Annotated in this window: 17 protein-coding genes and 2 tRNA genes; 2 read left to right on the plus strand and 17 right to left on the minus strand. The window is 66.1% G+C overall.

Features of this window, described 5'->3' with window-relative positions:
- Window positions 1–17 precede the first annotated feature (17 nt).
- The 8 genes from AC3WMR_RS21915 to AC3WMR_RS21950 all read right to left on the minus strand — a co-directional run bounded on the left by AC3WMR_RS21915 (window position 18) and on the right by AC3WMR_RS21950 (window position 10,723).
- Window positions 18–1,226, minus strand: a complete 1,209-nt coding sequence (locus AC3WMR_RS21915) for a metal-dependent hydrolase family protein (RefSeq protein ID WP_492264929.1) — start codon at window positions 1,224–1,226, stop codon at window positions 18–20.
- Window positions 1,227–1,252: 26 nt separating this feature from the next.
- Entirely contained in the window at window positions 1,253–2,980 is a 1,728-nt protein-coding gene (locus AC3WMR_RS21920; RefSeq protein WP_492264930.1) for a dipeptide ABC transporter ATP-binding protein, read from the minus strand.
- A gap of 7 nt (window positions 2,981–2,987) precedes the next feature.
- Entirely contained in the window at window positions 2,988–3,914 is a 927-nt protein-coding gene (locus AC3WMR_RS21925) for an ABC transporter permease (protein WP_492264931.1), read from the minus strand.
- A gap of 11 nt (window positions 3,915–3,925) precedes the next feature.
- Window positions 3,926–4,897 (minus strand): ABC transporter permease, encoded by a 972-nt coding sequence (locus AC3WMR_RS21930; RefSeq protein ID WP_025139965.1) that lies wholly within the window; start codon window positions 4,895–4,897, stop codon window positions 3,926–3,928.
- A 155-nt stretch (window positions 4,898–5,052) separates the two neighbouring features.
- On the minus strand, window positions 5,053–6,660 hold the full coding sequence (locus AC3WMR_RS21935) for an ABC transporter substrate-binding protein (protein ID WP_025139964.1): 1,608 nt from the start codon (window positions 6,658–6,660) through the stop codon (window positions 5,053–5,055).
- A gap of 275 nt (window positions 6,661–6,935) precedes the next feature.
- Window positions 6,936–8,324, minus strand: a complete 1,389-nt coding sequence (locus AC3WMR_RS21940; protein WP_492264932.1) for a GTPase/DUF3482 domain-containing protein — start codon at window positions 8,322–8,324, stop codon at window positions 6,936–6,938.
- The gene (locus AC3WMR_RS21945) at window positions 8,317–9,747 is read right to left on the minus strand and encodes a DUF2868 domain-containing protein (protein ID WP_492264933.1); all 1,431 of its coding nucleotides are present in this window, start codon (window positions 9,745–9,747) and stop codon (window positions 8,317–8,319) included. Before AC3WMR_RS21945 ends, AC3WMR_RS21940 begins: the two co-directional genes overlap by 8 nt.
- A gap of 88 nt (window positions 9,748–9,835) precedes the next feature.
- Window positions 9,836–10,723, minus strand: coding sequence for a helix-turn-helix domain-containing protein (locus tag AC3WMR_RS21950; protein WP_492264934.1), 888 nt, complete (start codon window positions 10,721–10,723; stop codon window positions 9,836–9,838).
- A gap of 171 nt (window positions 10,724–10,894) precedes the next feature.
- On the opposite strand from AC3WMR_RS21950, the gene AC3WMR_RS21955 reads away from it, so the two are divergent.
- A complete protein-coding gene (locus AC3WMR_RS21955; RefSeq protein ID WP_492264935.1) occupies window positions 10,895–11,788 on the plus strand; it encodes a DMT family transporter in 894 nt (297 codons plus the stop codon).
- Window positions 11,789–11,806: 18 nt separating this feature from the next.
- On the opposite strand, the gene AC3WMR_RS21960 is transcribed toward AC3WMR_RS21955, so the two are convergent.
- From AC3WMR_RS21960 to AC3WMR_RS21975, 4 genes are all read right to left on the minus strand, one after another.
- A complete protein-coding gene (locus tag AC3WMR_RS21960) occupies window positions 11,807–13,015 on the minus strand; it encodes an aminotransferase class V-fold PLP-dependent enzyme (protein ID WP_492264936.1) in 1,209 nt (402 codons plus the stop codon).
- A 46-nt stretch (window positions 13,016–13,061) separates the two neighbouring features.
- Window positions 13,062–13,535: a RidA family protein gene (locus tag AC3WMR_RS21965; RefSeq protein ID WP_492264937.1), complete on the minus strand. Its 474-nt coding sequence runs from the start codon at window positions 13,533–13,535 to the stop codon at window positions 13,062–13,064.
- A gap of 111 nt (window positions 13,536–13,646) precedes the next feature.
- Window positions 13,647–14,549, minus strand: a complete 903-nt coding sequence (gene gcvA, locus AC3WMR_RS21970) for a transcriptional regulator GcvA (RefSeq protein ID WP_492264938.1) — start codon at window positions 14,547–14,549, stop codon at window positions 13,647–13,649.
- A gap of 137 nt (window positions 14,550–14,686) precedes the next feature.
- Window positions 14,687–14,762, minus strand: a tRNA-Asn gene (locus AC3WMR_RS21975).
- 256 nt (window positions 14,763–15,018) lie between these two features.
- On the opposite strand from AC3WMR_RS21975, the gene AC3WMR_RS21980 reads away from it, so the two are divergent.
- Entirely contained in the window at window positions 15,019–16,407 is a 1,389-nt protein-coding gene (locus tag AC3WMR_RS21980; protein WP_492264939.1) for a GntP family permease, read from the plus strand.
- 74 nt (window positions 16,408–16,481) lie between these two features.
- Here AC3WMR_RS21980 and AC3WMR_RS21985 read toward each other — a convergent pair whose 3' ends face one another.
- From AC3WMR_RS21985 to AC3WMR_RS22005, 5 genes are all read right to left on the minus strand, one after another.
- A complete protein-coding gene (locus AC3WMR_RS21985; RefSeq protein ID WP_492264940.1) occupies window positions 16,482–16,688 on the minus strand; it encodes a sulfatase in 207 nt (68 codons plus the stop codon).
- Window positions 16,689–17,447, minus strand: a complete 759-nt coding sequence (locus AC3WMR_RS21990) for a GAF domain-containing protein (protein ID WP_492264941.1) — start codon at window positions 17,445–17,447, stop codon at window positions 16,689–16,691.
- A gap of 192 nt (window positions 17,448–17,639) precedes the next feature.
- Window positions 17,640–17,715: transfer RNA gene (locus AC3WMR_RS21995), tRNA-Thr, on the minus strand.
- Between the two features lie 466 nt (window positions 17,716–18,181).
- The gene (locus AC3WMR_RS22000; RefSeq protein ID WP_025139953.1) at window positions 18,182–18,625 is read right to left on the minus strand and encodes a ClpXP protease specificity-enhancing factor; all 444 of its coding nucleotides are present in this window, start codon (window positions 18,623–18,625) and stop codon (window positions 18,182–18,184) included.
- A 12-nt stretch (window positions 18,626–18,637) separates the two neighbouring features.
- Window positions 18,638–19,249 (minus strand): glutathione S-transferase N-terminal domain-containing protein, encoded by a 612-nt coding sequence (locus AC3WMR_RS22005; protein WP_006388039.1) that lies wholly within the window; start codon window positions 19,247–19,249, stop codon window positions 18,638–18,640.
- Window positions 19,250–19,256: the final 7 nt, after the last annotated feature.

A 19,256-nucleotide genomic window follows, 5' to 3' on the forward strand; every position in this document is an offset into this window, starting at 1 on the left:
TCCGCGTCCGCGGGATCTCACGCCGGCAAGGCCCCCGCCGCCACATCGCCGTTACGTAGCACGGCCACGTGGAAGCGCTTGTCGGCGGCCTTCTTGATGTCTTCGGTGGGGTCGCCCTGCACCAGCAGCAGGTCGGCCACGTTGCCTTCCAGCACGGCGCCATGCCGGTCCATGCCCATCAGGTCGTGGCCGCGGGATGTGCCGGCGATCAGCGCGTCAATCGGCGTCATGCCGAATTCGACCATGTAGGCCAGTTCCATCGCGTTGTCGCCATGCAGGTTGAAGGGCGTGCCGGCGTCGGTGCCCAGCGCGATGCGGCCGCCGGCCTTGTAGTACATCTGGATGGATTCGCGGTGGCGCTGTTCCACCGCGCGGGCCTTTTCCACCGCGTAGGCGGGAATGCCGTTGTCGGCGTTGGCCACGATGTTGCGCACGGCCGCGATGGTCGGGACCAGGTAGGTCTGGGCCTCCAGCATTTCACGCAGGCAGTCGTCGTCCATGAAGATGCCGTGCTCGATCGAGTCGATGCCCGCGCGCACGGCGTTCAGGATGCCCTGGGTGCCCTGCGCGTGGCTGGCCGTGCTTTTGCGAAAGCGCTTGGCCTCGTGTACCCCGGCCTTCATTTCGTCGAAGCTGTAGTGCGCATCCATGGGGCTGACGCCTGGCGTCATGACGCCGCCGGTGGCCATGATCTTGACGAGGTCGCAGCCGGCATGGACCTGCTCGCGCACGGCCTTGACCACTTCCTCGCAGCCGTCGGCCACGCGGCCGATGCGATTGCCGTGGCCGCCCGTCATGCAGATGATGCGGCCCGAGGCCTTGATGGTCGGGCCGGGAAAGACGCCCCGCGCAATGGCGTCGCGCACGCCGAATTCCAGGTAGTCCTTGCCGCCGCAATCACGCAATGCCGTGCAGCCGCCGCGCAGCGCCGCCTGCGCGTTTTCCAGTGCGGTCAGCGTGATCTGGGCAGGTCCTTGCTTGGCCATCTGCGTCTGCGGATCGGCGCCGCCGGTATAGACCAGGTGCACGTGGCAATCGGCCAGGCTGGGCATCAGCGTCATGCCGCTCGTATCCACCTGTCGCCCCGCGAAGCCGGTGAATTCACCGGCCGGCGCCACGCGCACGATACGCTCGCCTTCCACCAGCACGCCGTGATTGGGCAGGACTTTGCCCAGGCCGTCGAACACTTTGCCGCCGATGAACAGGGTTTGCCGCGTTGCCGTCATGTCTCGCTCCTTGGTATGGACTGCCCCTAGCCGATCACTTCCAGCCCTTCGCGGGACATGGCCTGCAATCGGGGCATCAGCCCCAGCAGGTGCTGGCTATAGGGGTGCTGGGGATGTTCGAACAGCGCTTCCGTATCCGCCACTTCGAGCAGTTCGCCGTAGCGCATCACGCCGACGCGATCGCACATCTGGCGGATCACCGGCAGGTCGTGGCTGATGAACAGCATGGTCAGGCCCAGCTGCTCCTGCAGGTCTTTCAGCAGGTTCAGGATCTGCGCCTGGATGGACACGTCCAGCGCCGAGGTGGGCTCGTCGCAGATGAGAAAACGCGGCCGCGTAGCGAGGGCGCGCGCAATGCAGATGCGCTGGCGCTGCCCGCCCGAGAATTCATGCGGAAAACGCTCGGCGGCGCGGTCGCCCAGCCCCACCACGTCGAGCAGGTCGGCGACCACTTGGCGGGTTTCGGCTTCGTTGGCTGCCAGCTTGTGGAAGCGGATCGGTTCGGCCACGATATCCAGCACGCGCATGCGCGGATTGAGCGACGAGAACGGGTCCTGGAAGATCATCTGGATCTGGCGGCGGAAGGGATTGAGCTGCTTTTCTCCCTTGAGCGCCGTGAGGTCGGTGCCGCCGAAATTGACCGATCCTTCGCTGGGCGTATACAGCCCCGAGATCAGCCGCGCCACGGTGGACTTGCCCGAGCCGGATTCGCCCACCAGGCCGAAGACCTCGCCTTCGCCGATCGAGAAATTGATGCGCTTGACGGCATCCAGCGTGCGCTGGTTGCGTTTGAGCAGCGCGGCCTTGAGCACGAAGCGCATGGACAGGTCCTTGACCTGCACCAGCGGGCCGCCGGTGGCCGCGCCGAAGTCGCGGCGCTGCCCCAGCCAGTGCGTGGCGAGATCCAGCGGCTTGGCGGGCGTCTTGACGTCTTCGATGTAGGTGACCAGCGGGAAGCGCTTGAGTTTGATGTCCGGCCGCGGCACGGCCGAGATCAGGCTGCGGGTGTAGGGGTGGTCGGGGTCGCCCAGGATCTTGGCGGTGGGGCCTTGCTCGACCAGCTTGCCGTGGTACAGCACGGCCACCCGGTCGGTCACGTCGGCGATCACGCCCATATCGTGGGTGATGATGATCATGCCCACCTGTTCCTGGCGGCACAGCTTTTTCAGCAGGTCCAGGATCTGCGCCTGGATGGACACATCCAGCGCCGTGGTGGGCTCGTCCGCGATGATCACTTCGGGTTCGCAGCACAGCGCCAGCGCGATCACCACGCGTTGCCGCATACCGCCCGAGAACTGATGGGGATACTGCTGCACGCGCAGCTCGGGCTGGTCGATGCCCACCTGCGCCAGCAACTGCACGGCGCGTTTCTTGGCGGCATCGTGCGTCAGGTCCAGGTGTACCAGCATGGTCTCGACCAGCTGGCTTTCCACCGTTTGCAGCGGGTCCAGCGAGGTCAGCGGGTCCTGGAAGATCATGCCGATGCGGCGGCCGCGCACTTTGCGCTGTTGCGCCGGGGTGAGCGTGTCGATGCGTTCGCCGTTGAGCAGCACCGCGCCGCCCGCCAGGCGGCCGGGTGCTTCGAGCAGGCCGATCACGGCGTTGCCGATGGTGGACTTGCCGGCGCCGGACTCGCCGACCACGCCCAGGATTTCGCCTTTCTCCAGCGACAGCGACACGCCGTCCACGGCCACCAGGGTGCCGCGGCGGCTGGGAAATTCAATGCGGATGTCTTCGATGTTGAGCAGGGCCATGACGTCCTCAGCGCAGCTTGGGGTTGAGCGCGTCGCGCAGCCAGTCGCCCAGCAGGTTGACCGACAGCACCAACGCTACCAGCGCGATGCCGGGGAAGATGGAGATCCACCACATGCCCGAGAAAAGATAACTGTTGCCGATGCGGATCAGCGTGCCCAGCGAGGGCGCGGTGGGCGGCAGGCCCACGCCCAGGAACGACAAGGTGGCTTCGGTGATGATCGCGATGGCCAGGTGGATGGTGGCGATGACGAGCACCGGCCCCATCACGTTGGGCAGGATGTGCCGGCGCAGGATGGTGATGCGGCCGATGCCGATGAGCCGCGCCGCCTGCACGTATTCCTTGTTGCGCTCGACCAGCGTCGAGCCGCGCACCGTGCGCGCGTATTGCACCCAGCCGGAAATGCCGATGGCGAAGATCAGCACGTATAGCGCCAGCTGGTCATGCATGTCGCGCGGCAACAGGCCGCGCGCCACGCCGTCGATCAGCAGCGCCACCAGGATGGCGGGAAATGACAGCTGCACGTCGGCGATGCGCATGATGAAGCTGTCGACGCGGCCGCCGGCATAGCCGCTGATGAGGCCCAGCGTGACGCCCAGCACCATCGAGAACAGCACCGAGGCAAACCCCACCAGCAGCGACACCCGCGAGCCGTACATCACGGCCGACAGGATGTCGCGGCCCTGGTCGTCGGTGCCCAGCAGGAAATCCGGGCTGCCGCCCTCTTCCCAGGCGGGCGGCGTGTTGGCGTCCATGATGTTCACGGACGCGAGGTCGAACGGGTTGTGCGGGGCGATCAGGGGCGCGCCCAGTGCACCCAGCAAAATGACCAGCGTGACGGCGGCGGCGACGATGGCGCCTGGCGAACGCTTGAAGCTGTGCCAGAGGTCGCTGTCGGCGGCGCGCGAGAAAAAGGGAGCGATGCGGGCGATCATTGGGAGTTCCCTTATTTGCTCTGCACGCGCAGGCGCGGGTCGACGGCGAAATACAGCAGATCGACCACCAGGTTGATGACGACGAACATGAAGGCGATCAGCACCAGGTAGGCGGCCATCACGGGGATGTCGACCATGCTGATGGCCTGGATGAACAAGAGGCCCATGCCCGGCCACTGGAACACCGTTTCGGTGATGATGGCGAACGCGATGATGGAACCCAGTTGCAGACCGGTGATGGTGATGACCGGCACCATGGTGTTCTTGAGTGCGTGGCGAAAGTTGATCAGCCGTTCGGGCAGGCCGCGGGCGCGCGCGAACTTGATGAAATCGGCGCGCAGCACTTCCAGCATTTCGGCGCGCACCAGCCGCATGATCAGGGTCATCTGGAACAGCGCCAGCGTAATGGCCGGCATGATCAACGCCAGCAGGCCGGACTTGGTCAAGAAGCCCGTGGTCCACCAGCCCAGCCCCACCACGTCGCCGCGGCCAAAGCTGGGCAGCCATCGCAGCTGCACGCCGAAGAACAGAATGAGCAGGATGCCAATGAGAAAGGTGGGCAGCGAAATGCCGGCCAGCGAGATGGCCATGAAGGCCTTGGACAGCACGCCATGGCGCTTGAGCGCGGTGTAGATGCCCATGGGGATGCCGAGTGCCAGCGCCATCACGGCGGACACGAAGGACAGCTCCAGCGTGGCAGGCATGCGTTCTTCGAGCAGTTCGCTGACGGGGCGACGATGGCGGTACGAAATGCCGAAGTCGCCGCGCACCGCGTTGGCGACGAAATGCGCGTACTGCACCACGAACGGGTCATTCAGGCCGAGCTGTTCACGCAGCTGTACGCGCTGTTCGGGCGTAGTGTCCTGCCCGACCATGCTGGCGATCGGGTCGCCCACATAGCGGAACATGGAGAACGCGATCAGCGCCACCGTCAACATCACCAGCACCGACTGGATCAGCCGCTGCGCAATAAAGGAAAGCATGGTTGGATGCCCTCTTGGTCGGATAACGCCGGGCCGCGCGTTGCCTGGGGCGGCAAGCGGGGCTGGGCCGGGCGCGCCCGGGCGGCATGCGGCCGCCCGGAGATCGCATCATCGAAGGCCGGCAGGCGCCTCTCGGCGCTTACCGGCCTTTGGGGCTACGGCAGGACGACGTCGCGCAGGTCCAGCACGTCGTCGGCGCGCTGGATGACCTTGATGTTGTCCTTCACGCCCCACGACATCGGCTGCTGGTGCAGCGGCAGGTAACCGAAGTCGCTGCGCACGATGCCGAAGGCTTCCTTGATCATCGCGTTGCGCTTGGCCTGATCGGTTTCAACGCCGATTTTGTTGGTCAGGTCGTCGACCTTCTTGTTGCAGTAGCCGCCCAGGTTGAACTGGCCCGCGGCCGTCTTGGCATCGCGGCACGACGTCAGGTTCAGCAGTGTGTTGTGGGCGTCGGTCGAACTGGGCGTCCACCCCAGCATGTACATGCTGGTCTGGTTGCCGGCCTGCAGCAGGATCTTGCCGAAGTACTTCGATTTGGTCTGCGCCAGCAGGTTGATCTTGATGCCGACCCGCGCCAGCATGCCGGCCACGGCCTGGCAGACCTTTTCGTCATTGACGTAACGGTCGTTGGGGCAGTCCATGGTGACCGTGAAGCCCTTGGGATAGCCGGCTTCGGCCAGCAGCTTCTTGGCGCGTTCGGGATCCGGCTTGTAGGGGGCGCCGAACGATTCGTCGTAGCCGTTGATGGCCGTGGCGATCAACGAGCCCAGCGGCTTGGCCGCGTTGCGCATGATCTTCTCGTTGATGGCCTTGGTGTCCACGGCCAGCACGACCGCTTCGCGCACCTTCGGGTCCTTGAAGGGGTTCTTGCCCTTCACATCCGAGAACAGCAGTTCGTCGCGGTCCTGGTCCATGCCGATGAAGATGGCGCGGGCTTCGGGCGCGGTCAGGGGTTTCACGCCCTTGGCATCTTCCAGGCGCTTCCAGTCCTGCACCGGCACCGGCTGGACCAGGTCCATTTCGCCGGAAATCAGCGCGGCTACGCGGGTGGCTTCCTGTGTGATGGGCTGGAAGATGACTTCGTCGACGTTGGTCTTGATGTCCTTGTTCCAGTAGCCGTCGTAGCGCTTGAGCACCGTCTTCACATCCGGCTGGCGCGAGACCAGCATGAACGGCCCGGTGCCGTTGGCGTTCAGGTTGGCATAGTTGCCCTGGTTGTCGCCCTTGACGTTGGTGGCTTCGGTGGTCTTGTTCTTTTCCGACCACGACTTGCTCATGATGTACAGGAACACCCATTCGCGCGGCAAGATGGGATTGGGCGTGGGCGTGGTGACTTCGATGGTGTAGTCGTCGACCTTCTTGATGTCGGACGCCTTGGCGCCGTAGCCCTTCATGTCCGAGCCGGGCGTGAGGCTGCGCTTCCAGGAGAAGATGACGTCGTCGGCCGTGAAGGGCGAGCCGTCATGGAACTTCACGCCTTTGCGCAGCTTGAAGACCCACTTGGTGGGCTCGGGGTTTTCCCAGCTTTCGGCCAGCAGCGGCGTCAGCTTCAGGTTGCCGTCGTAGCCGGCCAGCGTTTCGTAGATGTTGCCCTGGAAACCCAGCGTGAAGGTTTCGTTCAGCGCCATCGGATCCATCGACGTGGCGTCGCCTTGATACGACCAGTGGAAGGTCTTGGCGGCCGCGCCGGCGCTGAATGCCAACGAGGCAGTCAGTGCAGCCGCCAGCGCCGCTTGTTTGATGTGGGGAAAAGTACGCATAGCCCTCATGCTCCGTAATGCGCGGATAGCGCGACAGAAGTGATAGGGCCCTGGCCCCACCGGGAGCCGGGGCATGGCGTTGCTGCTTACGACGAAAGGCGGTTCACGGTAGATCCAACCCCTTGTGATTGTCATTGGCGGGGACGGACCGCACCGATGCAGATCGAATCTTATAGACGCATTCGTTTAAGCGTCAATCGGTTTGGATTGGGGTTAGTCCTTGCTTGCTTCACGCTGGGAATGGTGCGTTTGGCGGGTGGCGCGGGCGCGCGGACTCAAGGTGCTGGCGTCGGGTCCGAAGCAAGGGTTTTCGCCAATTCGCGCACCACTTGCTTGCGGCGTTCGCTGTCTTCGTGGCCTTTGGCCAGCGCCGACCATTCGGGCCGGCTGCGCGCTTCCTTGAGCGCGTCGGGCAAGGGGCCACGACGCAGGGATTCGTCGTCGGGACGTTGCAGCCGCAGCGGGTCGCGGGCGGCGTGGCCGCGGCGCTCCAGCGCGTCGATCAATTGGCGCTGGCGCAGCGCCAACAGGCGCAGCACGGCGTCGTCCACACTGATCTCGCGCCAGCCGCGCAGTTTGCCCGCCACACGCTTGCCGAGCTTTTCCACGCCCTGCCACAGGCCACCGGCGGCGGCGCCGATCAGCATGCCGGTGCCCAGGCTCAGGCCCGCGCTGAACAGGTCCACGGCGGCGCCGGCCATGGCACCCGCTGCGGCGCCCATGCCGACCTGCACGCCCATGTCCTTGAGCGCCTGGGGGTGGAACAGGTCCATGCCCCAGCGTTCGCCCTGCAGCGGCAGCGCATCATCCGAAAAGTCGGACGCACGGAAGTTGTACAGCGCCAGCAGCGCGGTGACGCAGGCTTGTTCGCGTTGACGCACCTGTTCGCGCAAGCGTTGCGACGCCTCGGCCAGCGCGGTGTCGTCGCCCGCGCTGGCGATGTGCAGCGCGGCCACATCCACCAGCAGGTCGGCGAGCAGCTCGAAGGCGGCGGCGTGGCGTTCGCGCCGCTGCCGGGCCAGGCTGTCGGCCAGGCGCGCGAGCGTATCGGCGTGGCGGTCCAGCAGCACGCCAAGCTTGGTGTAGAGCTGCTGCTCGCCATCCAGCGGTGGCGCGACGGTATCGAATTCGACTGCGGCGTGCAGGCCCAGGCGCGCCAGGGCGTCGCGCCATTCGGCGGCGCGGTGGGCGGGTGCATTGACGAAGTTCAGTACGGGCAGCAAGGGGCGGCCGCAGGCGGCCAGGATGGCGAGTTCGTCGCGGTGCTTGCTGAGCACGGGATCGCGCGCGTCGATGACGTACAGCGCGGCGTCGCAGTCCAGCATCTTCTTCAGAACGCGGGCTTCCTGCTCGTAGCGGCCATGGGCCTCGGGCGTATCGAGAAAACGCCGGATGCGCGCAGGGCCGTCCAGCCGTTCTTCGGGGGGCGCCAGGCGTTCCAGGTATTCGAGCAAGGCAATGCTGTCTTCCATGCCGGGCGTGTCGAACCATTCCAGCACGGCGCGGCCGTCCAGCCGCAGGCGGGCGCCTTCGACATGGCGGGTGGTGCCGGGGCGGTCGGCGACCTCGCCAAAGGTGGTGTCGCGCGTCAGCGTGCGCAGCAGGGACGTCTTGCCGGTGTTGGTGTGCCCCACCACCGCGATGCCGATGACGTGATCAGGCATGGTCGTGCTCCAGCCAGGCCAAGGGGGCGCCGGTGCTGTCCAGGATGGCGCCCGCGGCCAGCCCCAGGGCGGCCAGGCGTTCGCGCCACAGCGGTTCGCGCGTGTCGGCGTTGGCCGGGGCCAGCAGCCAGACGCGTGTCTGGCTGGCGTGCGCGGCCAGTTCCGCAATCAGCGCCAGCGTGCCCCGGTCGGGGGTCTGGCGGGCATCGCAGGCAATCAGCAGGCGCGAGGCAGCGGCCTGAGCCAGGGCATCCAGCACGCGGTGGCGCTGTTCGCGGGTATCCAGCTTGCCTGCATCGCGGATGGTGGCGGGCAGCTCGGCCGGCGGCCAGGGCAGATCCGCGGGCAGCTCGAGCCCCAGCAGCACGGGCTGGCCGCCCAGGACAAGCGGCGCGGCCGGCGCGACACGCGGTTCGTGCAACGGGTCTACCGGCCGGTCGATGCCGGTGGACTGGACCGGTGGGTCCAGCCGGTCGCGCAGCGCCGCATGGCCCGCCAGCGTGGGGTCGATGGCCAGGGTTCGCACGGCCCGGCGGGCAACGGCCAGGCAGGCCAGCCAGGCCGCGAGGCGCGGCAGGATGCCGTAGACCACGACCACGCCGATCAGCCATACCGACCATTGCACCTGGGCGTCGGCGGCCAGCGCCTGGGCGCCGTCGCTGGCGCGCACCATGGCGGCGTCAGGCAGGGCAAAGCCCAGCTTGGATGGCAGCCAGCCGATGGCCTGCGTCAGCCAGACGAAGGTGTCGGGCGCCAGCAGCGTGGTGGCCCAGATGAAGCGATAGCTGGCGGTGGACAGCAATATCAGCAGGGTTGCCAGCGCCGCGCCCAGCCCGGCCAGCCACAGGCCGTGGCTGACGGCGCCGAACAGCCCGCGCAGGGCGCCGGCGCGCGCCATCAGGTTCAGGAAGGCTTGGGGCACCAGCGCGCCGTCCGGGCCGCGCGCCAGCTTGCGCGTGGTCCAGAGCCACAGCCGCCCCAGTGGCGTCATGGCCGCGGGCCGCAGCAGAAAGCTGGCCAGCCACAGCAGAAAGGTCAATGCATGCAGGCCGAGCAAGGCGCCCAGTGCCCACAACACGTTCACCGGCCGCGTGCCGTCACCCAGGGCGCCCGCTGCCACGCCCACGCCGGACACCAGCGCCAGCAGCAGCAAGACAGCCAGCACGGCGAGCGCGCTGCGGCGCCAGCCATCGACCAGGGGAATCAGGTTTTCGCGTTGGGCCAGCAGTTGGGCGCGGGCCAGGATGCGGTCCGGCAGCGGGACATCCCGCTGGCGCACCTGCCGCACCACGCTGGCGTCTTCCAGCGGCCCCCAATGGGCTTCGCGCAGCCGGATGAGTTCGGCCAGCCAGTGGGCGCGCACGGGCGACTGGCCAGGGGCGTCGAGGGGGAAGGAAAGGTCGCGGGAAGTCGGCAATGGCATCGCGGGCAGGGCAGGCGATCAGGCCGCGAAGGGCGATGGGCCATTGTAGACCGCCCAGGGGGCTGGCCGTGGCCACGCAGAGATGGCTTCAGTGGCGGCGACGGGCGGCGCGGTACTGCCCGGGCGTGACGCCCACGGCATCGCGGAACACGCGTGACAGGTGGCTGGCATTGCCAAAGCCCGAGGCCTGCGCGATGCCGGCCAGGTCGCCCTTGCCCGTGGCCAGCAGGCCGCGCGCATGGGCCAGCCGGCGCGCGCGCACCCAGGCGTGCGGCGGTTCGCCGAAAGACGCGTGGAACATGCGGGCGAAGTGATAGGTGGACAGCGCAGCCACGCGGGCCAGCTCGTCCAGCGTCAGGGCGTCCGTCAGGTGCGCATCGACGTAGTCCATCACGCGCCGCCGCACGGCAGGCGCCAGGCCGCCGCGCGCGGGGACGGCGGCGCGGCGCGTCACGCCCTGGTTCAGCAGGTGGTGCAGCACGGTTTCGGCCGCGCTGCTGGCAGCCAGCCGGTCGGCGGGCGCGGCCCAGTCGGTGCCCAGCAGCGTCCGGCAGACATCGGTCAGGGAATCGTCGTGGATGTAAGTGCGGTCACGCAGTTCCAGCGTGCGCGGTTCACAGTCCAGTCGCATCACGGTTTCACGTGCCAGCCGTTCCGGCGCGATGTACAGGTGCAGGAAATGCACCGTGTCGTTCATGCTCCAGCGCGAATAGTGTTCGGCGGGCAGCACGCAGAACTTGCCGGCGCCGCCATGTAGCGGGTTGCCGACGCGGAACGATTTTTCACCGCCGTGCAGATAGAGCGACAGCGTGTGGTGCCCCGGCATGTCGTAGCCCAGCGTCTCGCAGGCGCTGCGGCCCCATTGCGAGATGGCGATGCCCTCGCCCAGCGAGGCCGCGCGTTCCAGCGTGGCGGTGGACGCGGACAGGGTGCGAAAGACGGAGAAGTCGGACGGAGCCGAAGCGGTGGTGCCCATGGAACCGAAATGCTACTGCGATCCACGCGCCTGCGGCATGTGCAAACAAAGAAAAAACCGCAAGAACCGGCAATTTCTGCGCCGGCGTCCGAGGCAGACTGGGCCTTGCTGCCGGCCGCTATCCGCAGGTCTGGCTCTCATGTCTTTTTCTGCCCTGCGGGGTGTCTCAAAGTGAACCTTTTCCTGTATTTCCTGACCGTCGTCATCTGGGGCACCACCTGGATCGCCATCAAGCTGCAACTGGGCGTGGTGGCCATTCCGGTGTCCATTTTCTACCGCTTCGCGCTGGCCGGCCTCGTGCTGTTCGCCATGCTGCTGCTGACGCGCAAACTGCAACGCCTGGATCGGCGCGGGCACTGGTTGTGCCTGGGCCAGGGCTTGTGCCTGTTCTGTTTGAACTTCCTGTGCTTCTACACGGCCACGCAATGGATCCCCAGCGGGCTGGTGTCGGTGGTGTTCTCGGCCGCGACGCTGTGGAACGCGTTGAACGCGCGGCTGTGGTTCGGCACCCGCATCGCCCCGCGCGTGATGGTCGCCGGCCTGGTGGGTTTTTCCGGCCTGGTGTTGTTGTTCTGGCCGGAACTGTCGGGCCAGCAGGCCAGCCACGAGACCCTGCTGGGCCTGGGCTTTGCGTTGCTGGGCACGTTCTGCTTTTCCACCGGCAACATGCTGTCGTCGCTGCAGCAGCGCGCAGGCATTCGCCCATTGACGGGCAATGCCTACAGCATGTTGTACGGCGCCGCGGTGCTGTTGGCGGGCTGCGTCGTGGCGGGCGTGCCGTTCCGTTTCGACACGTCCTCAGCCTACGTGGGCGCCCTGCTCTACCTGGCGATTCCGGGGTCGGTGATCGGCTTCACCGCCTACCTGACGCTGGTCGGACGCATGGGGCCGGCGCGCGCCGCCTACTGCACCGTGCTGTTCCCCGTGGTGGCGCTGAGCGTGTCCACGTTCGCCGAAGGCTACCAGTGGACGCCGCCCGCATTGCTGGGCCTGGCGCTGGTCATGTTCGGCAACCTGCTGGTCTTCACGAAATGGACGCCGTTCATGCGTCGGGCGGCGGCTTAGCAGCCCAGACCATCGGGCTTATCTGCCCTGGCCGGCCAAGGTGCGCAGCGCTTGCACCAGCCGGTCGATTTCGTCCGGATGCGTCAGGTAGCTGACCGAGGCGCGCGCGATCTGCGTCAGCCCGCGCGCATTCATGTCCAGCGGCGTGTACGGCACGCCGTTGCTGCCGATGACGATGCCCTGCGCCGCCAGCGCGTGCTGCACGGCAGTCGCTTCCTGGCCCGCCAGGTTGAACGACACCAACCCCGAAAGTTCGCGCCCCTGGTCCAGCACCTCGATGCCGGGGATGGCAGCCAATTCGGCGCGCAGCGCCTGGGCGGTGGCGTCGACCTGGGCGCGGATGGTATCCAGGCCGATATCCAGCGCTTCCTGCAACGCATTGGCCTGGCCGCAACGCAGCGCCAGCGACGCCTCGGCGGATTCGAAGCGCGCCGCGTCGGCGCGCAGCCGGGGCTCGCCGTCAGCATCGAGCGGCGCGGAATAGGTGTCGACGAAAGCGGGCGTCAGTTGGGCCAGAAATTCGCGTCGCACGTACAACAGGCCGGTGCCGCGCGGGCCGCGCAGCGCCTTGCGGCCCGCGCCGCTGAGCACGTCGCAGCCGACTTCGGCCACGTCCACCGGCAATTGTCCCACCGCTTGCGCGGCGTCCAGGTAGTACGGCACGCCGGCTGCACGCGTCACCCGGCCCACGGCGGCAGCGGGGTTGATCAGGCCGCCGTTGGCGGGCAGCCAGGTCAGCGCCACCAGGCGCACCCGCGCATCCAGCATGGCCTGCAAGGCCGCGGGGTCGACGCAGCCGCTGTCATCGGACGGAATGGTTTCGATCGACACGTCCACGCCACGCGTCGCCAGCCGCATGGCCGCCAGGTTGCCGCCCCATTCGTGGCGGCCAACCAGGATGCGGTCGCCGTCGCGCCATGGGCCCAATGCCGCGAACGCCGCGCCCCAGCCGGGTGAATTGCCGCCCGTCAGCGCGATTTCATCGGGCTGGGCGTTGAGCAGCCGGGCCGCCAGGTCGCGGGCCTTGCCGGTCAGCGCGCGGGCAGCCACGCCCGCCTCCATGGGCCCCTGCTCGGCCTCGCGACGCAGGTGGGCCTGGATGGCGTCCAGCGTGGCGGCGGACGGCAGTGATGCGCCCGCATGGTTGAAGTGCACGGTAGTGCGCGTGCCGGGCGTGGCGGCGCGCAGCGCCTGCAAGGAGTCAGGGGTCAACGGGGCAGCGGGCATGGCAGTTCCAGAAAGCGGCGCCGGACCGCGGCCCGGCGCCAAGGCATCAGGCGGGGGTCAGCGCGATGACCGCTTCGACTTCCACGGCCACGCCTTGCGGCAGCGACGCCACGCCGACGGCGCTGCGCGAGTGACGGCCCGCATCGCCGAACACCTCGACCATCAGGTCCGAGGCGCCGTTGGCGACCGCGCTCTGGCGGTTGAAGTCCGGCGTGCTGGCTACGAACACGCCCAGGCGCACCACGCGGGCCACGCGGTCCAGGCGGTCTCCGGTGGCGGCGGCGATTTGCGACAGGATGCCCAGGCCCGACAGGCGCGCGGCAGCCACGCCATCTTCATCGGATATCTGATTGCCCAGTTGGCCCAGGAACGCGGCCTTGCCGTTCTGGCGGGAGATCTGGCCCGAGATATAGAGCAGATTGCCTTCCTGGACGAAAGGCACGTAGTTGGCGGCGGGCGCGGACGCGGCTTCCAGCGTCAAGCCAAGTTCGGCCACGCGGCCGGAGATCGAACGGGTCATGGGGGTCACCTCTGAAACGGGAAGGGGAAATCGCACCCCCTGATGCTATCGGCCGAGGCCGCCCCTGACCAATCAATTCTTGCTGGGTATATATGAGTAAAACTAATGCGTTCAGTCCGATGCCGCGACATCTGTCAACCAGGCATGGAAGGCCTGCGCCGTATCGTTGGTTTTGCCGCGCGGGCTGATGAACCACCAGCCGATGCGGGCGTCTTCCAGAACCGTATCCGGCAGGGCCTGGACCAATGCACCGCTGGCCAACTGCGCGGCGATCATCCGGTGACGGCCCATCGCCAGGCCCTGCCCGGCCAGCGCGGCTTCGACCACGATGTTGTAGTCGTGCAGGCGAACCGTCTGGGCGCGCCCCAGGTCCAGGCCGAAACGGCGGGCCCAGGCATCCCATTCGAAAGGGTGTTTGGTGTGCGAGGCCAGAAGCGGATAGCGCAGCAGGTCGTCGGGCGTGCGCGGACGCCGTTTGCCAGCCACCAGCGCCGGTGCGCAGACCACGGACAGCCGTTCGGGCATCAGACGCCGCGCTCGGACGCCAGGCCACGTGCCGCGGCCGTAGCGGATCGCCACGTCGACCTCGCCGCCCGCCACATCAGCCAGGCCGATATCGGGCAGCAACTGCAGGTCGATCTCGGGATGGGCGGCGGCAAAATCCGGCAAGCGTGGCGCCAGCCAACGGGTCGCGAACGAGGCCAGCAGTCCCACCTTGAGCACGCGCCGTTCGGTAGCCGGCGCGCGGATCGCCTCCGTGCCCTGGCGCAGCAGTTCAAAGGCGGCATGCACTCGCTGGTAGTAGGCCTGCCCGGCCGGCGTCAGCGCCACGGCGCGGGTACGGCGTTCGAACAGCGCCACGCCCAGCTCGGTCTCCAGCCGCTGGATGTGATGGCTGATGGCGCTTTGCGTGACGAACAGTTCTTCCCCCGCCAGGCTGAAGCTCAGGCGCCGCGCCGCGGCCTCGAAGGCGCGCAGCGAGACCAGGGCGGGCAGGGATCGGTGGGAACGCATGGGGGGCGGCAAGTGGAACCAGGGATGCGCGTCATCCTACGCCGGGTGGTGGGCGCAATGCAAAAAACCCTTCAAATGGGGCCCGCCAATGCAAAAGGCCCGCAACAAAGTTGCGGGCCCTTCAGTACTGCATTCTTTGGCTCCCCGAGCTGGGCTCGAACCAGCGACCTGCGGATTAACAGTCCGTCGCTCTACCGACTGAGCTATCGGGGAACAGGTAGAGGGGCCGAATTATGCACAAATTTTGCGGGGAATGCAAAACGGGTGCGCGCGACGCGCTTTATCCCTGCTGGATGGCCTGTGCGGTGCGGAACAATTGCACCCATCGGAGCGGAACCGCAACGTGGCCATCATCAAGGCAGCGGGGATTCGTCCCGAGTGACAGGGGTATTTCAGGACGGCGCCGGCTGATCCCTTATCATGGCACCCAGAAGGTTCGCGACCTCTCTCGTTTTTTCTGGGTTTATCCATGTCTTCGTTCGACATTCAATTGCTGCTCACCGCCCTGGTGAGCGTTCTGGTGCTGGTCGCTCTCATCGTCTCGCGCGTCCGCATGCATCCGCTGCTGGCGTTGCTGATCGTTTCCCTGGGTGTGGGTTTTGCCACCGGCATGGAACCCACCGCCATCGTCAAAAGCCTCACCGACGGCGCCGGCAAGACGCTGGGCGCGGTAGGCGTGGTGATCGCGCTGGGCGCCATGCTGGGCAAGATCCTGGCCGATTCCGGCACCACTGAGCGCCTGGCCAACGCCATCCTGGCCCGTACCTCGGTCCGCCTGATTCCCTGGGCCATGACGCTGGTAGCCTTTGTCATCGGCATTCCCATGTTCTTCGAAGTGGGCCTGGTGGTGATGCTGCCGCTGATCTTCAGCGTGGCGCGCAAGCTCGAAAGCCAGGAACGCTTCAAGGGCTCGGCCTACGTCTATGTGGGCGTGCCCGTCATTTCGGCCCTGGCGGCCATGCATGGCATGGTGCCGCCCCACCCGGGGCCGCTGACCGCCATCGCCAGCCTGAAGACCACGGTCGGTCCGACCATGATCTACGGCTTCATTGCCGCCCTGCCCGCCATGATCCTGGGCGGCCCCCTGTACGGCGCCTTCATCGCACCGCGCATGACCACCCGGCCCGATGACGCCCTGCTTGAGCAGTTCACCGCCACCCAGGAAGCCGCCAATGGCCGCGCACCGGCCAGCGTGGGCCTGGGCGTGCTGGCGGCCTTGCTGCCGGCGCTGCTGATGTTGGTGCATGCGGTGGCCGAGATGCTGCTGCCCAAGGGCTCGGGCTTGCTGCACGCGGCTGCCTTCCTGGGCAACCCGCTCGTTGCCATGTTGCTGGGCGTGCTGTTCGCCATGGCCACGCTGGCCCTGCCGCGCGGCGGCGATGCCGAAAAACTGCGCGGCGCACTGGGCCAGAGCCTCAAGCCCATCGCCGGCATCATGCTGATCATCGCCGGCGGCGGCGCGTTCCAGCAGGTGCTGACCAGCGCCAAGGTCGGCGACGCCATCGTGCACCTGACCCAGCAGTTTGCCTTTCCGCCGCTGATCCTGGGCTGGCTGATCGCCATGCTGCTGTCGGTATCCACCGGTTCGGCCACGGTCGGCATCGTCGGTGCCGCGGGCCTGCTGGCCCCGCTGGCCGGCGCCGACCCCAACCTGAACCTGCCCCTGTTGGCGCTGTCGATCGGCTGCGGCTCGCTGTTCTTCAACTACGCCAATCACGCGGGCTTCTGGATGGTCAAGGAATCCTTCGGCATGACCATGGGCGAAGCCACCAAGACGATTTCGGTGGTGCAGTCCATCGTGTCGGTCGTGGGGCTGATCATGGTGTTGCTGTTCAATATGCTGCCGGCGTTGGGGTAAGCCCCTCTGTTGGTATGAAATGCAAAAGGCCCAACCTATTGGTTGGGCCTTTTGCTTGCCGCCGAATTTGGGACTTAGGCGGGGACCATTTTTTTCAAAGGCGATGGCGGACCGGCATCTTCGTGCGCGCCCTGCCTGATTCCTGCGCTGCCGCTGGTAATGGCACGTACGCCTACGTCGGTAAGTGTCAGCTCACGAACCTTGATGACTGCACCCGGCTTCGAAATGAGCTTGGACTCTTTGACGAACGCCTCGGACGGCTTTCTGGTGGCAGTGTTCATTCAATACCTCTGGGTGACAAAGTGGCTGATGGCCTTGGTTCCCGCACCAACAATTTCCACGACATCGTTGCGTTCAAATAGCGACCGGTCACTTGAGTCCAAGTAGATCACGCCGATGGGGTGCTGTCCAGATCGGTCCAGGACAGGCACGGCCATCGCGGAGTAGCGCCCTGGCCCCAGTTTTCGTGCTTCTGATTCTGTGTAGCCCCATTCCTGCACTAGTTCGGTGCGGAGTTGTTCTTCAGTGCCGTGTTGACTCGACATCACCAAGGGCTTTTTGCTGCGAATGGCTCTGCCTGTTATGCCCGTATGGATCGGAAACGTCCGGCCGACTCCTTCACCCCCCGAGCCTGCGTAGTTGATGATCTGTTCAATCTGTTGCGGGTCATGGATGGGAGGAACAACTCGATGAAAGGTCGCACGGATGTCGGCGCCACAGCCTCGTTTGTCGCACCATTCCGAAAGCATGGTGTGCACGGTGGATACTGCAGCGTATAGCCCCTCGTGGACGACATCTGGGCCTGCTTTCTGGTCTTCAGCGCGGGCCGTTGCAACGCGTACGATTGTCGCGATTGCGAGCCATATGCATGCAGCGGTGGCGAAACCGAATATCCATGGATCGAACGTGGGTTCACGCCAGCTCTTGATCGCGGCGGATCCTGCCACGATGATTGGAGGGCCATTGAATAGAACTTCTCTAGGCCATTTCTTTTGCCAGAAGCGCTTTCGTTGCGCTCCTGGAAGATGATTTGCATTCATGCCGCGGAGCCTCGTCGCGCCTGAGAGTACGCTCGATTGTAGCGTCGCGCTCTTTGGGAAAAGGCAGGCGAACACGCCGAAATGAGCAAGTCAGACAAGGTCCGGTGTCGAATTCCGGTCCGCAAAAAAAGCGCAGCCCAGACTGACGCGGCGGGATTGCAAGCGATCGTGTAGCGCTGGCCAGATTTGAATTGGTGCCGGTGAAAGGAATCGAACCCTCGACCTTCTCATTACAAGTGAGCTGCTCTACCAACTGAGCTACACCGGCACGGCGCGCCCGGGGGCACGCGCAGGGACTGCATTGTAATGAAAAAAGAAGATCCTTACCGGGTCCCGGCGGCTTTGCCGGACGGTGCGCGGCTTGATCATGGTATCGGAGCGGCTACCGCATGGCGCCGTGTCGCTTTGCGGGGCTTTTCCTGGCCCCGACCGGCGTGCCGCGAGGCGGCTAAGGCGCGGGGTTGGCCGCGAGCCAGTCACGGGCCGGGCCATAGCCGCGTTCGGCTGCCGCGATGTATTTCATCATTCCTGCCGATTGGAGATCACATCGAAAACGGACGGAAATACATGCGGTGGTCCGCTGCCAGGTCGACGAGTCCAGAACGGCGAGAAAAAAAGAAACGCCCCTGGAACAGGGGCGTGCAAGTTCGGCCATGCCGCACCGGCGTGATCGGCTGGTGCGGCACGCGGGGAAGGTCTGTCGATTCAAGAGAGCCCGATCCCCGCGCGGTGCGTCATTTGACGATCGTCAGGCGCGGACGCTTGGGTTCGTCGTCGCCGCCGTCGTCGTCCGGCGCGGCATCCGCGTCGGCTTCGGGCGTGGCGGTGTCGGACGCGTTCTGCGTGCCCGGCGCCGGCGGTTCGTAGGGCTGCACTTCGAAGCCCATGCCTGCGCCAGTTTCGCGCGCGTAGATGGCGCTGACGGCGCCCACCGGCACGTAGACGTTTTCGGTCACGCCGCTGAAGCGGGCCTGGAATTCGATGAATTCATTGCCCAGCACCAGACGGTTGGTGGCCAGCGTGCCGACGTTCAGTGTGATCTGTCCGTCGCGCACGTGGGCGACGGGCACCATCGTGTGCTCGTCGACCTGCACGGTGATGTACGGCGTGTAGCCGTTATCGGTGCACCATTCGTGCAGCGCGCGGATCAGGTACGGTTTGGTCGAAGTTTCACCCATCACGCAACAACCTTAGCGACGCATCACTTTTTCCGAAGGCGTCAGCGCTTCGATGTAGGCCGGACGCGAGAAGATGCGTTCGGCGTACTTTTGCAGCGGCGCTGCGTTCTTGGGCAGTTCGATGCCGTAGTGATCCAGGCGCCACAGCAGCGGCGCCACGGCCACGTCGAGCATGGAGAATTCCTCGCCCAGCATGTACTTGTTCTTGAGCAGCATGGGGGCCAGCTGGGCCAGGCGGTCGCGGATGTTCTGGCGGGCGTTGGCCAGCTTCTTCTCGTCCGGCTTGGCGCTGCGGTCTTCCAGCGTCGAGACGTGAACGAACAGTTCTTTCTCGAAGTTGTACAGGAACAGGCGCGTGCGGGCGCGCATGACCGGGTCGGCGGGCATGAGCTGCGGGTGCGGGAAGCGTTCGTCGATGTACTCGTTGATGATGTTCGACTCGTACAGGACCAGGTCACGCTCGACCAGAATGGGCACTTGACCGTACGGGTTCATCACCGAGATGTCTTCGGGCTTGTTGTACAGGTCGATGTCGCGGATCTCGAAATCCATGCCCTTTTCGAACAACACGAAGCGGCAGCGTTGCGAAAACGGACACGTGGTTCCGGAATAGAGCACCATCATGGCGGTA

The organism is Achromobacter sp. FW305-C-28, from assembly GCF_058783235.1.

Excerpts from the sequence above, each read along its gene's own strand:
- AC3WMR_RS21915 (WP_492264929.1), bottom strand. The coding sequence starts at position 1,226 with ATGACGGCAACGCGGCAAACCCTGTTCATCGGCGGCAAAGTGTTCGAC.
- AC3WMR_RS21920 (WP_492264930.1), bottom strand. The coding sequence starts at position 2,980 with ATGGCCCTGCTCAACATCGAAGACATCCGCATTGAATTTCCCAGCCGC.
- AC3WMR_RS21925 (WP_492264931.1), bottom strand. The coding sequence starts at position 3,914 with ATGATCGCCCGCATCGCTCCCTTTTTCTCGCGCGCCGCCGACAGCGAC.
- AC3WMR_RS21930 (WP_025139965.1), bottom strand. The coding sequence starts at position 4,897 with ATGCTTTCCTTTATTGCGCAGCGGCTGATCCAGTCGGTGCTGGTGATG.
- AC3WMR_RS21935 (WP_025139964.1), bottom strand. The coding sequence starts at position 6,660 with ATGCGTACTTTTCCCCACATCAAACAAGCGGCGCTGGCGGCTGCACTG.
- AC3WMR_RS21940 (WP_492264932.1), bottom strand. The coding sequence starts at position 8,324 with ATGCCTGATCACGTCATCGGCATCGCGGTGGTGGGGCACACCAACACC.
- AC3WMR_RS21945 (WP_492264933.1), bottom strand. The coding sequence starts at position 9,747 with ATGCCATTGCCGACTTCCCGCGACCTTTCCTTCCCCCTCGACGCCCCT.
- AC3WMR_RS21950 (WP_492264934.1), bottom strand. The coding sequence starts at position 10,723 with ATGGGCACCACCGCTTCGGCTCCGTCCGACTTCTCCGTCTTTCGCACC.
- AC3WMR_RS21960 (WP_492264936.1), bottom strand. The coding sequence starts at position 13,015 with ATGCCCGCTGCCCCGTTGACCCCTGACTCCTTGCAGGCGCTGCGCGCC.
- AC3WMR_RS21965 (WP_492264937.1), bottom strand. The coding sequence starts at position 13,535 with ATGACCCGTTCGATCTCCGGCCGCGTGGCCGAACTTGGCTTGACGCTG.
- gcvA (WP_492264938.1), bottom strand. The coding sequence starts at position 14,549 with ATGCGTTCCCACCGATCCCTGCCCGCCCTGGTCTCGCTGCGCGCCTTC.
- AC3WMR_RS21980 (WP_492264939.1), top strand. The coding sequence starts at position 15,019 with ATGTCTTCGTTCGACATTCAATTGCTGCTCACCGCCCTGGTGAGCGTT.
- AC3WMR_RS21985 (WP_492264940.1), bottom strand. The coding sequence starts at position 16,688 with ATGAACACTGCCACCAGAAAGCCGTCCGAGGCGTTCGTCAAAGAGTCC.
- AC3WMR_RS21990 (WP_492264941.1), bottom strand. The coding sequence starts at position 17,447 with ATGAATGCAAATCATCTTCCAGGAGCGCAACGAAAGCGCTTCTGGCAA.
- AC3WMR_RS22000 (WP_025139953.1), bottom strand. The coding sequence starts at position 18,625 with ATGGGTGAAACTTCGACCAAACCGTACCTGATCCGCGCGCTGCACGAA.
- AC3WMR_RS22005 (WP_006388039.1), bottom strand. The coding sequence starts at position 19,249 with ATGATGGTGCTCTATTCCGGAACCACGTGTCCGTTTTCGCAACGCTGC.